Here is a 12,495-nt window from a genome sequence, read left to right as displayed (position 1 = left end):
GATCACCAGGGCGTCGGCAGCAGGCCGGCGGGGAGCGGCACGCGCAGCAGCTTGCCGAAGATGAGGTGGATGGCGAAGGGCGACAGCGCTGCGAGCGGCAGCGCCAGCTTCCACTTCGCCCCGAGCGCGGTCGAGGTGACATAGACCATGATCGCCGCGGTGATGATGAAGCCGAGCCGGTCGGCGGCGGCGACGTAGAACAGCAGCAGCGCCGGCGGCAGCAGGGCGCGCAGGCCGTAGAGCTTGCCCTGCGGCAGCGGTGCGGCGGCTTGGCCGTCTTCCAGTGGGATCAGCTCTTCCTCCTCCTCGAAGGAATGGCCGATGCCGAACACGATCGCGAGCCCGCACAGCGCAAGCCCGATACCGATCACGAGCGGAAATACGTTGGGGCCGACCGGCTGCCCCGGCACCGGCGGCAGGATCCAGCCGCCATAGGCTGAAGCCGCGCCGAGCACGACGAGAAACGATCCCGTGACGGAGTCGGGAAGACGCATGAGAGAGGTCCTGTCAGAATTCCGGGAAGTGCGCTCCCTCTCCCCGCATCCGCCTTCGCTGAAGCTTCGGCGGACAAGCGCGAGGAGAGGTGAAACGTCACGCCTTGCTCAGGCCGGCGGCCTTCATCGCCTCGCCCATCTGGGCGTCGCCCTTGTCCATGAAGCTTGCGAACTGACCGGCATCGCCCCACACCGTGCCGAAGCCGCGGTTGCTCATGAAGTCCTTGAACTCGGCGGAGTCGTAGACCTTCTTCAGCGCCGCGGTGAGCTTCGTTGCGATTTCCGGCGGCAGGTTCTTCGGTGCGCCGATGCCGCGCCAGGCGCCGGTCGCGTAGTCGATGCCCATCGCCTCCTTCAGCGTCGGCACATCCTTGAAGATCGGGTTGCGGGCGGGCGCCATGATGGCGAGGCTCCTCGCCTTGCCCGCCTCGATGATGGCGCGCGCTTCCGGCACCGAGCACGTCGTGAGGTCGAGGCCGCCGGCGGCAAGATCCTGCATCGCGGGCGCAGCTCCATTCGACGGTACCCAGGCGACCTGGTTGGCGGGCAGGCCCATCGCCTGCATCCAGCCGACCAGCGCGAGATGCCAGATGCCGCCCTGGCCGGTGCCCGACGCCTTGAACTTGCCGGGGGGCGCCGCCTTGATGGCTTCGGCGAGCTCCTTGACGGTCTTGTAGGGCGAGGAGGAGGAGACCTGGATGCCCGGCGGGTCCTCGTTCATCAGCGCCAGCGGCGTGTAGCTCTTCGGCGTCAGCTCGGTAAGGCCCTGCCAGTGCATCATCGAGATTTCGACGGTGAGCATGCCGATCGTGTAGCCGTCCGGTTGCGCGGTCGCGATCGCGCTATGGCCGACCACGCCTGAACCGCCGGTGCGGTTGACGACGTTGAAGGGCTGGCCGAGATCCTTTTCCAGCAGGGCTGCGACAATGCGCGCAGTCGCGTCGGTGCCGCCACCGGCGCCCCAGGGCACGATCACGGTGACCGGGCGCGCCGGATAGGCCTGTGCGCGTGCTGGTGTGAGACCGAATGCTGCGGATGCGGCAATCGCGGCGGAAGAGGCCGCAAAAGTGCGGCGCGAGATCTTGGACATGAATGCCTCCCAGCGGCGCCCGTGACATCGGGCGCTCTTGTCAATGAAGGCATTCTAGTCGGCTTTGCGGCGCCGCTGCAAGGTAGCGCTACCACAGCGCTGTGAGCAATCTGTCGCTGCTCAAAACATCATCACTGCGGCTCTTCCGCATCGCCCTTCGGCCGCGCGCCGCCGAAGATGCGCATGCCTTCCGCCGTGAGATAGGTCTTCAGCGTTCCCCACGGCACGAAGGCGACATATTCGCCCTCGGCGTAGGGGCCGACCGCGTAAGGCGGATAGTGGTAGGTGAGCCCGGAACTCTTGCCCGCTTCGGTTGAAGGCGCAAGCGTCACCGCGCCGATCTTGAGCAGGCTCGGCTCGACGCTCTTGAACCATTCGTCGGTCGCGGTCTCGCTGGTGTCGCGCTTCTTCTTCTCGGCTCTCAGCGAGGCGATCACGGCTTTCACCATCGCCTTCATGGTCGCGCCGTTGTCGACGGTCTCGGTGAAGAACGGGCGGATCGAGATGCGCTTGTGCTCGGTCTTGTCCCAAAGGATCGTGTTCACGTCCGAATTGGGATGCGCGCCATGGGTGTCCATGTAGTCGTTGCGCAGGACGCTGACATAGCGATCGGCGACAACGGAGCGGATCGCATATTTGCGTTCGAAATCCCAGCCGCCGTCCTTGAAGAACTGCGGATCTTCCTTGCGCGAGGCGGCAGCCTCGGCCGCGTTCTTGTCGAGCCACTTCCTGCCGTCTGAAAGGCAATCCGCCGCCAGCGCCGCATCAGCCTTGATCCTGTCGTCGAGGAAGACGCGGGCGTCGATGCTCTTGGTCTTGACGACGGCGTCGGGCTTGGGGTCCGCGGCGAGGGCGGAGACGACGCACGTTGCGCTAAGCGCCATGGCGACGCTCAAACCGATCATGAACTTCAAGGGGAGTGCTCCTTACGTGAGCGTCAGAATATTTCGAGGATGTGGTCTGCGATCTGCTGCGCAGAGTGGGGGGAGGCGGAGCGCCGGACGGTCGCCTGCGCCTGCAAGCCGGTCGCATCCTCGATGATCTGCTCGACATCGATCAGGTTGAGCAGCGAGAAAGAGGCCTCCGGTTCGACCTCGACCAGGACATCGATGTCGCTGTGCGGGTGATAATCGTCGCCGGCCCGCGTGCCGAGGATGGCGAGCTTCGAGACGCCCTTGGCTTTGATGGCATCAGCGTTCTGGCGTATCGCAGCGATGAGCTCATCACGTGTCATGGAGACAATCCGGCCGGTGATGCGGCCAGCGTATCATCTACTCCGCCGCCTCGCTATGCCCGAGCCGGGCATTCAGCTTGCGGATCAGCTCCTCGGCGGCTTCCGCGATCACCGTGCCCGGCGGGAAGATCGCCTCGGCCCCGGCGGCGTAGAGCGCATCGTAATCCTGCGGCGGCACCACGCCGCCGATGATGATCATGATGTCGTCGCGGCCCTGTTTCTTCAGCGCGGCCTTGAGTTCAGGCACTGCGGTGAGATGGGCGGCGGCGAGCGAGGAAACGCCGAGGATGTGCACGTCGTTCTCGACCGCCTGCCGCGCAGCTTCGTCGGCAGTTGCAAACAGCGGCCCGATGTCGACGTCGAAGCCGATGTCGGCGAAGGCCGAGGCAATCACCTTCTGGCCGCGGTCGTGGCCGTCCTGGCCGATCTTGGCGACCAGGATGCGCGGCCGGCGGCCTTCCGCCTCCTCGAAGGCGTCGATCAGCGCCTGAACCTTCTCGACCTGGTTACCCATGCTGGACGCCTCCCGCTTGTAGACGCCGGTGATGGATTTGATCTCGGCGCGGTGCCGGCCGAACACCTTTTCCATCGCGTCCGAGATTTCGCCGACGGTCGCCTTCGCCCGTGCCGCGTCGATTGCGAGCGCGAGCAGATTGCCGTTGCCTTCGCCGGCCGAGCGCGTCAGCGCGGCAAGCGCCGCGTCGACGTCGGTCTGGTTGCGCTCGGATTTCAGCCGCGTCAGCTTGTCGATCTGGAGGCGGCGGACATTGGTGTTGTCGACCTTGAGGATGTCGATGGGAGCCTCATCCGTCGGCTTGTACTTGTTGACGCCGATCACCGCCTGCTTGCCGGCATCAATGCGGGCCTGGGTTTTGGCCGAGGCCTCCTCGATGCGCAGCTTCGGCACGCCGGCCTCGATGGCCTTGGCCATGCCGCCAAGCTCCTCGACCTCCTGGATGTGGCCCCACGCCTTCGCGGCGAGATCACGCGTCAGCCGCTCGACATAATACGAGCCGCCCCAGGGATCGATGATGCGGGTGGTGCCGCTCTCCTGCTGCAGGAAGAGCTGGGTGTTGCGGGCGATGCGCGCCGAGAAGTCGGTCGGCAGCGCCAAGGCCTCGTCGAGCGCGTTGGTGTGCAGCGACTGGGTGTGGCCTTGCGTCGCCGCCATCGCCTCCACCGTCGTGCGCATCACATTGTTGAACACGTCCTGCGCGGTCAGCGACCAGCCGGAGGTCTGACAATGCGTGCGCAGCGAGAGCGAGCGCGGATCCCTAGGGTTGAAAGGCTTCAAGAGCTTCGCCCAGAGCAGGCGCGCGGCGCGCATCTTGGCGACTTCCATGAAGAAGTTCATGCCGATCGCCCAGAAGAATGACAGGCGCGGCGCGAAGCGGTCGACATCCAGGCCCGCGGCAAGGCCGGCGCGGAGATATTCGACGCCGTCGGCGAGCGTATAGGCGAGCTCGAGATCCTGCGTCGCGCCGGCCTCCTGCATGTGATAGCCGGAGATCGAGATCGAATTGTACTTCGGCATCTTCGTGGAGGTGTAGGCGAAGATGTCCGAGATGATCCGCATCGAGGGCGCGGGCGGATAGATATAGGTGTTGCGCACCATGAACTCTTTCAGAATGTCGTTCTGAATCGTCCCTGAGAGCTTCTCCGGCGGCACACCCTGTTCGCCGGCGGCGGCCACATATAGCGCGAGGATCGGCAGCACCGCGCCGTTCATGGTCATGGACACGCTCATCTGGTCGAGCGGAATGCCTGCGAACAGCGTGCGCATGTCGTAGATGGAATCGATCGCAACACCGGCCATGCCGACGTCGCCGCCGACGCGCGGATGATCAGAGTCATAGCCGCGGTGGGTGGCGAGGTCGAAGGCGACTGAGAGGCCCTTCTGTCCTGCCGCGAGATTGCGGCGGTAGAACGCGTTGGAATCCTCCGCCGTGGAGAAGCCGGCATATTGCCTGACGGTCCAGGGCTGGTTGACATACATGGTCGGGTAGGGGCCGCGCAGGTAGGGCGCGATGCCCGGATAGGTCTCGAGGAAATCGAGCCCGGCAAGATCGGCCTCGCCATAGGCGGGTTTCACCAGAATGCCTTCAGGCGTCAGCCACGGCTCGGCGCTGCCTGATGGCGCGGCGGTCGCGGCGCGCTCGAAGGCGACGTCGGCGAAATTGGGAATGCGGCTCATTCCTTGGATTCCTCAAACCTGCGATTGCGCTCGATCAGTCTCTGCACATTTTTCTTGTAGATGGGATCGTCGATGCGGCTCTTGGTCATCGCACCAGTTCCGGCCCAGAGCAGCCGCGCGAGTTCGACCTTCCACTCTATCAAAGCCCGCAACAGTCCTCCGAGCACCCGCAGCATGTTATAGCCTATCATAGTTGCAGCCTCGACGCGGCGGCCATCAATCATGATCCGGATGCTGATGGCTGACGATGGTCGCCATCTTCTCCGGTCCGTAATTCTGCTGCGTGGTCTGGCTCGGCAGGTTGGCGATGCCGACCACCCAGCCGAGACGGGACTCGGTGCCGAACTGTCGCGCCGGTATGATCTGGTCGGGCCGGTCGAAGGCGCCGGTCATGATCTCGATCCGGTCACCGTCGATGCGGCCAAAGCTCAGCGGCGTGCCGCAGGCGGCGCAATAGCCGCGATCGGCGATCGAGGAAGAGCGGAAGAACGACGGCTGCCCCTTGGTCCAGGCGAAATCCGTCCGGTTGATGTCGGCGAAGGACGCGAACGGCGCGCCGCTCGCCTTCTGGCACATCCGGCAATGGCAGATCGAAACCCGGTTCGGGGTTGCCGAAATCGCAAAGCGCACCGCGCCGCATTGGCAGCCGCCGGTGAAAACTGGTTTGCCCGCTTCGCTCATGCCTGCTCCATCCGTCGGTAAGCGTCTTGCAGTGTCGCAAGCGCATCGCCTCCGGCGAAGACAAAACCCGTGACGCCGGCCGCACGGAGTGCCGCCTCGGCATCAGTCGGACGGCCTGCCAGATAGATATGTCGCGCGCCTGCCGTTTGCAGGGCCTTCGCCGCGGCGTCGGCGTGTTCCGCATAGACCTTGTCGCTGGAACAAAGACAGGCAAGCTCGGCGCCGGAGGCATTGAATGCGGCGGCCAATTTGGCCGGATCGGCAAAACCCTCGCTGTCGACGGCCTGGATGCCGCCGGCCTCGAACAAGCTCTTGGCAAAGGTCGCCCGTGCCGTGAAATCGGCGGGCGTGCCGAGATTGGCCAGAAACACCTTTGGCCGCGCGCCGCGCGCCTTCAGCGCCGCATCGGATTTGTCGCGCAGCGCCTCGAACGGTTCCGCCAGCCGGATCGGCGGCAGCGCATCGAACTTGTACTTCTGCTCGCCATAAGGCGCGAGCGCGACCGGCGTCGCCTTCAGCACGGCCGTTTCGCTCTCATGCAGGTTGGGAAACTCGCTGGCGCCTGTCAGCACGTCGCGGCGCTTTGCGATATTGGCGTCGCGCGCCTTTCGAGCGGCTGCGACCTTGCTCTGGAACAGGCCTTGCTGAAGCGCGGCGAAGGCGCCGCCGGCTTTCTCGCTGTCCTGGAACAGCGCCCAGGCGGCCTCGCAAAGCTGCGCCGTCAATGTCTCGATGCCGCCTGCGCCGGCGGCGGGATCGCTGACCTTGGCGAGGTTGCTTTCCTCCAGCAGCAGGGCTTGCGTATTCCGCGCCACGCGCCGCGCGAACGGATCGGGCAGCCCGAGCGCCAGCGTATGCGGCAGCACGGTGATCGCGTTGGCGCCGGCGAGACCGGCCGCGAACGTCGCGATGGTCGCGCGCAGCATGTTCACGTAGGGATCGCGCTGCGTCAGCATGCGCCAGGCCGTATCGGCGGCAATGAAGAGCGGCTTCGGCGTCAGCCCGCACGCCGTCTCGACGCGCGCCCACAGCAGCCGCAGCGCGCGGAATTTTGCCATGGTCAAGAATTGGTCGGCATCCGCGGCCAGCCGCGCGTAGACCATCCCCTGTGCCTGCTCCAGCGGAACGCCGGCGCCTTCGATCGCGCGCAGATAGGCCACGCCGCAGGCGAGCACGAACGCGAGCTCCTGCACCTCGGAGCCGCCGGCATCGTGGATCACGCGCCCGTCGGCGGACGCGAACGGGCCCTTGAAGCCGAGCGCGGCGAGACCCTTGATGGCGCCGGTGACAGCCGGAACGATCTCGTCCCATGTGTAGGGGCTGTGACCCCACACCGCGCCGGCCGCGAGCGGATCGAGCCCGAAGCGGATGTTGCAGGCGGCGGGATCGAGGCCGCTGCTCTTCACATATTCCGCGACATGGATCGCCGCCATCCGCGATTGCGGACCGATCTGGAGTTCGACGTCGATGCCGGCATCGAGATGAATATCCTTGAAGACCTTTGCGACCGCATCGGCCGAAGGTTCCAGCCCGAACCCGTGAGCGCCACTGCCGCCGGCGAACACCAGCGCGAGACCCGTCGCGCCATTTTCGAGATCGGTCAGCGCCTGCGCGTTCGCGGCCACCGCATCGGGATGGTCGATCCGCTGCATGATCTGCCACGGCGCGGCGGCAGGCCGTCCCACCACGGGCGCAACGCCCTTGGCGCGGGGATAGAGCGGGTCGATCTTGAGGCCGTCATAAGTCTTGCCGACCAGCTTCTCGAACGGCGCGCCCTTCAGCACGCCGTCGACCAGCTTGCGCCAGTCGTCGACGGTCGCCTTGGGAAAATCGGCCGCCAGCGGCAGGTCGTCAGTCACGGAGGTCATACGGCCAAGGGCTCCCAAAAATCTTGTTGTTCGCAGGCGAAATTGCCACGACCGGCCGTCGCTGCAAACGGTTGTTTTTGGTTAACCGGTATCCGGAAGCCGCTCAATGCCTTGCGTCGAGACGCTGGCAAGCCCGTCACGCACACGAATGCCCGAGATCACGCGGTCGGGCGCGATTTCAGCCAGCGGCACCAGCACGAAGGCGCGCTCGAACAGGCGCGGATGCGGCAAGGTCAGGTCGGGCTTCTGGAGCGACACATCGTCATAGGCGATCATGTCGAGATCGAGCGTGCGCGGGCCCCATTGCCGCTCCTTGTCCCGCGTGCGGCCGAATTTCTGCTCGACCTTCTGCATCACGAACAAGAGCGCATGCGGATCGAGGCTGGTCTCGATCTCGACGCAGGCATTGATGAAGGGATCCTGGTCCTCATCGCCCCAGGGCGGCGTCGCATAGTCCGAGGAGCGCGCGATCAGCGCGGCTTGCGCCATGCCTGAGATGTGCGCGATCGCCTTCCGGAACGTCGCGCGGACATCGCCGACATTGCCGCCGAGTGCGATCAGCACGCTTGCCATATCAGGGATGCCGCGAGCGCGTCAGCATGATGCCGACGTCGTCGAAGATCGCGGCGATCGGCGCATGCGGCTTGTGCACGGTGATCTTCACGGCGCGGATGCGCGGAAAGTGCGACAGGATGGCATCGGCGACCGCACCGGCCGCCCGCTCCAGCAGCTTGTAGTTGGTGTTCTTGAACGCCGCCGTCGTGGTCGCCACGACTTCGGCGTAGGACACAGTATCGGCGAGCCGGTCGCTGCGCGACGGCTCCGACAAATCGGTATAGAGCTCGAGATCGATGACGAAGCGCTGGCCGACTTCGGTCTCGTGATCCATCACGCCGTGGCGGGCGTGGATCGACAGGCCGGTGACGAAGATCGTATCGGTCATTGCTTGCTCTCGATTGCGTTCGCGACCCGCAGGGCCTGCAAGGTCTCGGCGACGTCATGGGTGCGGATGATCTTGGCGCCGCGCTGTGCGGCGATCAGATGCGCGGCGATCGAGCCGGCGAGCCGTTCTTTCGGCTCCGAGGGCGACACCGAGGCGATGAAGCGTTTTCGCGAGGCACCAACGAGGATCGGCAGGCCGAACATGTCGAATTCGCGTAAGTGCGCCAGCGCAGTCATGCTCTGCTCGGCCGTCTTGCCGAAGCCGATGCCGGGATCGAGCACGATTTTGTCGCGCGCGATGCCGGCTTTTGCAGCGATATCCAGCGAGCGCAGGAAGAACGCCTTCATGTCCGCGATAATGTCGATGGCGGGATCGACGCTGTCGCGGTTGTGCATGACGATGACGGGGACGCCGCGTGCGGCGATGAGCTGCGCCATGCCGGTGTCGCGCTGCAGGCCCCAGACGTCGTTGGCGATCGCAGCGCCCTGGTCGAGCGCAAAGGCCACCACCTCCGCCTTCATGCTGTCGATCGATACGGGGACGCCCAGCGCCACCACGCCTGACAGCACCGGCTTCAGCCGGGCCAGCTCGTCCGCCGCCGTCACCGGCCGGGCGCCCGTGTAGGGCCGGGTGGACTCGGCGCCGATGTCGATGATGTCGACGCCGGCCTCGATCATCGCCCGCGCCCGCGCAAGCGCCAGCTCGGGCGCGATGAACTCGCCGCCGTCGGAGAAGGAATCCGGGGTGACGTTGAGCACGCCCATCACTGCCGGAAGAGGCCGCTCCAGCAGCGTCCGCAGCACGTCGGGCCCGGCCGAGCCGGCCGGCGGGACGGATGGGGAGGGCGAGGCATTCATGCGGCTCGCTTTAGCGGTCGGGGAGGGGGGATTCAAGGTGGGATTGGAGGCGAATGTCGGCCCGTTACCCCATCTACGCACTGAAATTGAGAGCTGCAGGTGTCGCGCTTCGCACCTCAGGATGACGGTGATGGAGCAGCGCGACTAATACGTAATCTTCGGCGGCAGCTTCTTCGCCTTGGCGATGATGTCGCCGACCGATTTTTCCGAGGGCAGGATGCGGACGAGCTTCTTCTTCTCGTTGGCTTCCCGCATGCTCTGGGCGAGCCGTGCCGGATTCCGATAGGCGAGCTCGCGCACGGTCGTGACGCCGGCGGCGCGGACGAGGCCGACCTTGGCCCGGCCCATCCCGGGAATGCGCATGTAGTCGGAGACGTTGGCCCATTCCAGCAGCTGCTGCTCGCTGATGCCGGTCTTGGCGGCGAGCGCCTTGCGGCCCTTCACGGTCGAGGCCGCCTCGAGCAGCGCGTCGGTCGTGCGGATTCCATGCGCCTTCAACTTGTTGGCGGCAAAGGCCGGCAGGCCCTCAATCTCGGTGATCGGATATGTCATGATGCTCGATATGAAAAGCGTCGCTCAGGCGAACTGGCTGAGGCCCGGCGTCCCCGCGATGATCTTGCCCATCTGATCCGCTCCGATTTTGTCTCGGCCGTAGCGGAAAAGTTCACGGGCAATGCTTTGAATCTCGGACATGCCAAGTCCCAGGCCCATCAGGCGCGTGCCGACGGCCATCAGGCCGCCGCCCATCAGCCGCGACAGTCCGCCGCCGCTCCTGGACGCCTCGATCGCCGCTTCCGCACCGGGAATCCGATCGATCAACGCTTCGACGTTCTCGGAAGGACCTTCGCTGCGGAGGAAGCCCAGGATAATGCCGACGGTCTTTTCAGCCACAGCACTGTCTATGCTGGCGTTCGACGCCAGCTGCCCGATCAGCTCGTCCATAAGGCCCGCCCCTCAGCCGGTTTGCATGCCGGAGTATTGCTTCCGAAATGATCTTGATCCGGAGCGATGTGAAATACAAGCGATGAACGCACGCAACGTCCCGATTCACTCCCGAAGGCGCGAAAAGTGTTGCAGCGATGCAAGAGCGGAGATGGATTTCTGCAAGAAATTGCCGCGGTGCGAACGCGTCATCCCTACTTTCGGCTGATGTCGCCGGTAAGTTTCCGACAATGTCGCATGCTCAGGGCGCGTTGAACGGTTTTAATCCGCACGCGACATGCGTTAAACTACGGAACAGGCGCATTCGAGTTTCAATACGCGAAACACGGCAGAGAGATCAGAGAGAAGCATGACCGCACAGGACAGCAAGCTCGGCGACACCGACGACAAGATCTTCGTCGGCAAGGGAGACGAGCAGGCATGGCTGACGCTCGCGCTCGCCAATCGCCACGGCCTCGTCACGGGTGCAACCGGAACCGGTAAAACGGTGACACTGCAGGTGATGGCGGAAGGATTTGCGCGCGCCGGCGTTCCGGTCTTCGCGTCCGACATCAAGGCTGATCTCTCCGGCATCTCCGAGGTCGGCGAGGCCAAGGATTTCATCGTCAAGCGTGCCACCGGGATGGGCCTGACGTTTCAACCCGATCAGTTCTCGACGGTGTTCTGGGACGTGTTCGGCGAACAGGGTCATCCGGTGCGGGCAACCGTCACGGAGATGGGGCCGCTGCTGCTCGCGCGCATGCTCGACCTGAACGACGTGCAGGAAGGCGTGCTCAACGTCGCCTTCCGCGTCGCCGACGACAATGGGCTGACCCTCATCGACATGAAGGATCTGCGCGCGCTGCTCGATGCCATCGTGCCGGATGCCGGCAAGAAGGGGGCGGACGCCGAGGAAAGCCCGCTTGCCGACATCAAGAAGGAGGCCCAGGGTTTTGGCAACGTCACCAAGGCCACCGTCGGCACCATCCAGCGCCAGCTTCTGGTGCTGGAGAACCAGGGCGGCACCAAATTCTTCGGCGAGCCGGCGCTGACGCTGAAGGACTTCATGAAGACCGACCGCGACGGCCGCGGCATGGTCAACATCCTTGTTGCCGACAAGCTGCTGCAGAGTCCACGGCTTTACGCGACGTTCCTGCTGTGGATGCTGTCAGAACTGTTCGAGGAGCTGCCCGAGGCCGGCGACCTGCCGAAGCCGAAGCTGGTGTTCTTCTTCGACGAGGCGCATCTGTTGTTCAACGACGCGCCGAAGGCGTTGATGGACAAGATCGAGCAGGTGGTGCGTTTGATCCGATCCAAGGGCGTCGGCGTCTATTTCGTGACGCAAAACCCCATCGACGTGCCCGACCGCGTGCTCGGGCAATTGGGCAACCGTGTCCAGCATGCGCTGCGTGCGTTCACCCCGCGCGACCAGAAAGCGGTCGCCGCCGCAGCCCAGACCTTCCGGCCCAACCCGAAGCTCGACACCGCCAAGGTGATCATGGAGCTCGGCAAGGGCGAGGCGCTGGTGTCCTTCCTCGAAGGCAACGGCACGCCGACGATGGTGGAGCGTGTCATGATCCGGCCGCCATCAGCCCGCATCGGATCGATCACGCCCGAAGAGCGCAAGGCGATCATGGATGCGAGCCCGGTGAAGGGCAAATACGACACCGCCGTCGATGCCGAATCCGCCTACGAGATGATCCAGAAGCGCATTGCCGGCACCGCCGCGACTGCGGATGCTCCGGCGGGCGGCGAAGGCGGCGGCATCCTCGGCCAGATCGGCTCGATGGTTGGCACCATCTTCGGCACCAACGTCAAGCGCGGCCGCCTGTCGACGGGCCAGGTCATTGCGCGCGACGTGACGCGATCGGTCACCAACCAGGTGATCGGGGGGATGGCGGCCAATCTCGGCAAGTCGGTCGCCGGCCAACTCGGTGGCTCGATCGGCCGCACCCTGGTGCGCGGCGCGCTCGGCGGGCTGCTGCGTCGTTAGGCAGAGAAGCCGGATTTGAGGCAGCCTCGCTCGACCACAAAAGGCCGTCATGCCCGGGCTTGTCCCGGGCATCCACGTTCTTTGTTGTCGCGGCAAGACCGTGGATGGCCGGGACAGGCCCAGCCATGACGCTGCGGAAGCTTTAGCAGTCTGCTGAAGAACCCCCTCGCCAGGGAGGGGGCTTGATGATTCACTTTATCATCTCGATTCGGTGGAGGCG

General features: G+C 65.0%; 14 protein-coding genes. 1 reads left to right on the top strand and 13 read right to left on the bottom strand.

Annotated features, from left to right (window positions below):
• Positions 1-2: 2 nt before the first annotated feature.
• The 13 genes from AC5ZFO_RS24015 to AC5ZFO_RS23955 form a co-directional block, all read right to left on the bottom strand.
• Positions 3-494: a tripartite tricarboxylate transporter TctB family protein gene (locus tag AC5ZFO_RS24015; protein WP_282518863.1), complete on the bottom strand. Its 492-nt coding sequence runs from the start codon at positions 492-494 to the stop codon at positions 3-5.
• 97 nt (positions 495-591) lie between these two features.
• A complete protein-coding gene (locus tag AC5ZFO_RS24010) occupies positions 592-1,584 on the bottom strand; it encodes a tripartite tricarboxylate transporter substrate binding protein (RefSeq protein WP_028146998.1) in 993 nt (330 codons plus the stop codon).
• Between the two features lie 131 nt (positions 1,585-1,715).
• On the bottom strand, positions 1,716-2,489 hold the full coding sequence (locus AC5ZFO_RS24005; protein ID WP_496122747.1) for an RsiV family protein: 774 nt from the start codon (positions 2,487-2,489) through the stop codon (positions 1,716-1,718).
• Between the two features lie 32 nt (positions 2,490-2,521).
• Positions 2,522-2,818, bottom strand: a complete 297-nt coding sequence (locus tag AC5ZFO_RS24000; RefSeq protein WP_282518862.1) for a nucleotidyltransferase family protein — start codon at positions 2,816-2,818, stop codon at positions 2,522-2,524.
• 37 nt (positions 2,819-2,855) lie between these two features.
• Positions 2,856-5,012, bottom strand: a complete 2,157-nt coding sequence (gene scpA, locus AC5ZFO_RS23995) for a methylmalonyl-CoA mutase (protein ID WP_282518861.1) — start codon at positions 5,010-5,012, stop codon at positions 2,856-2,858.
• Positions 5,009-5,236: a hypothetical protein gene (locus AC5ZFO_RS23990; RefSeq protein WP_282518860.1), complete on the bottom strand. Its 228-nt coding sequence runs from the start codon at positions 5,234-5,236 to the stop codon at positions 5,009-5,011. Before AC5ZFO_RS23990 ends, scpA begins: the two co-directional genes overlap by 4 nt.
• Complete coding sequence (locus tag AC5ZFO_RS23985) at positions 5,229-5,693, bottom strand: GFA family protein (protein WP_282518859.1); 465 nt, start codon at positions 5,691-5,693, stop codon at positions 5,229-5,231. The genes AC5ZFO_RS23990 and AC5ZFO_RS23985 overlap by 8 nt, the downstream gene beginning before the upstream one ends.
• Positions 5,690-7,561, bottom strand: coding sequence for a methylmalonyl-CoA mutase family protein (locus AC5ZFO_RS23980; protein ID WP_282518858.1), 1,872 nt, complete (start codon positions 7,559-7,561; stop codon positions 5,690-5,692). Before AC5ZFO_RS23980 ends, AC5ZFO_RS23985 begins: the two co-directional genes overlap by 4 nt.
• An 81-nt stretch (positions 7,562-7,642) precedes the next feature.
• Positions 7,643-8,134, bottom strand: coding sequence for a 2-amino-4-hydroxy-6-hydroxymethyldihydropteridine diphosphokinase (gene folK, locus AC5ZFO_RS23975; protein WP_282518857.1), 492 nt, complete (start codon positions 8,132-8,134; stop codon positions 7,643-7,645).
• Position 8,135: 1 nt separating this feature from the next.
• Entirely contained in the window at positions 8,136-8,504 is a 369-nt protein-coding gene (folB, locus tag AC5ZFO_RS23970; RefSeq protein WP_008553485.1) for a dihydroneopterin aldolase, read from the bottom strand.
• A complete protein-coding gene (gene folP, locus AC5ZFO_RS23965) occupies positions 8,501-9,361 on the bottom strand; it encodes a dihydropteroate synthase (RefSeq protein ID WP_282518856.1) in 861 nt (286 codons plus the stop codon). Before folP ends, folB begins: the two co-directional genes overlap by 4 nt.
• A 144-nt stretch (positions 9,362-9,505) precedes the next feature.
• A complete protein-coding gene (locus AC5ZFO_RS23960; protein ID WP_282518855.1) occupies positions 9,506-9,913 on the bottom strand; it encodes a DUF4332 domain-containing protein in 408 nt (135 codons plus the stop codon).
• Between the two features lie 24 nt (positions 9,914-9,937).
• Positions 9,938-10,303, bottom strand: a complete 366-nt coding sequence (locus AC5ZFO_RS23955; RefSeq protein ID WP_282518854.1) for a DUF2267 domain-containing protein — start codon at positions 10,301-10,303, stop codon at positions 9,938-9,940.
• Positions 10,304-10,652: 349 nt separating this feature from the next.
• Here AC5ZFO_RS23955 and AC5ZFO_RS23950 point away from each other — a divergent pair, with 349 nt between their 5' ends.
• Positions 10,653-12,275, top strand: a complete 1,623-nt coding sequence (locus AC5ZFO_RS23950) for a helicase HerA-like domain-containing protein (RefSeq protein ID WP_496122724.1) — start codon at positions 10,653-10,655, stop codon at positions 12,273-12,275.
• Positions 12,276-12,495: the final 220 nt, after the last annotated feature.

The organism is Bradyrhizobium sp. Unk1 (assembly GCF_059512345.1).
Note: the sequence above shows the minus strand (reverse complement) of the source record. Positions and strands in the feature narration are given on the sequence as shown.

Bases quoted from the DNA above. Each gene is read 5' to 3' on its own strand.
- AC5ZFO_RS24015 (WP_282518863.1), bottom strand. From the start codon at position 494: ATGCGTCTTCCCGACTCCGTCACGGGATCGTTTCTCGTCGTGCTCGGC.
- AC5ZFO_RS24010 (WP_028146998.1), bottom strand. From the start codon at position 1,584: ATGTCCAAGATCTCGCGCCGCACTTTTGCGGCCTCTTCCGCCGCGATT.
- AC5ZFO_RS24005 (WP_496122747.1), bottom strand. From the start codon at position 2,489: ATGATCGGTTTGAGCGTCGCCATGGCGCTTAGCGCAACGTGCGTCGTC.
- AC5ZFO_RS24000 (WP_282518862.1), bottom strand. From the start codon at position 2,818: ATGACACGTGATGAGCTCATCGCTGCGATACGCCAGAACGCTGATGCC.
- scpA (WP_282518861.1), bottom strand. From the start codon at position 5,012: ATGAGCCGCATTCCCAATTTCGCCGACGTCGCCTTCGAGCGCGCCGCG.
- AC5ZFO_RS23990 (WP_282518860.1), bottom strand. From the start codon at position 5,236: ATGATTGATGGCCGCCGCGTCGAGGCTGCAACTATGATAGGCTATAAC.
- AC5ZFO_RS23985 (WP_282518859.1), bottom strand. From the start codon at position 5,693: ATGAGCGAAGCGGGCAAACCAGTTTTCACCGGCGGCTGCCAATGCGGC.
- AC5ZFO_RS23980 (WP_282518858.1), bottom strand. From the start codon at position 7,561: ATGACCTCCGTGACTGACGACCTGCCGCTGGCGGCCGATTTTCCCAAG.
- folK (WP_282518857.1), bottom strand. From the start codon at position 8,134: ATGGCAAGCGTGCTGATCGCACTCGGCGGCAATGTCGGCGATGTCCGC.
- folB (WP_008553485.1), bottom strand. From the start codon at position 8,504: ATGACCGATACGATCTTCGTCACCGGCCTGTCGATCCACGCCCGCCAC.
- folP (WP_282518856.1), bottom strand. From the start codon at position 9,361: ATGAATGCCTCGCCCTCCCCATCCGTCCCGCCGGCCGGCTCGGCCGGG.
- AC5ZFO_RS23960 (WP_282518855.1), bottom strand. From the start codon at position 9,913: ATGACATATCCGATCACCGAGATTGAGGGCCTGCCGGCCTTTGCCGCC.
- AC5ZFO_RS23955 (WP_282518854.1), bottom strand. From the start codon at position 10,303: ATGGACGAGCTGATCGGGCAGCTGGCGTCGAACGCCAGCATAGACAGT.
- AC5ZFO_RS23950 (WP_496122724.1), top strand. From the start codon at position 10,653: ATGACCGCACAGGACAGCAAGCTCGGCGACACCGACGACAAGATCTTC.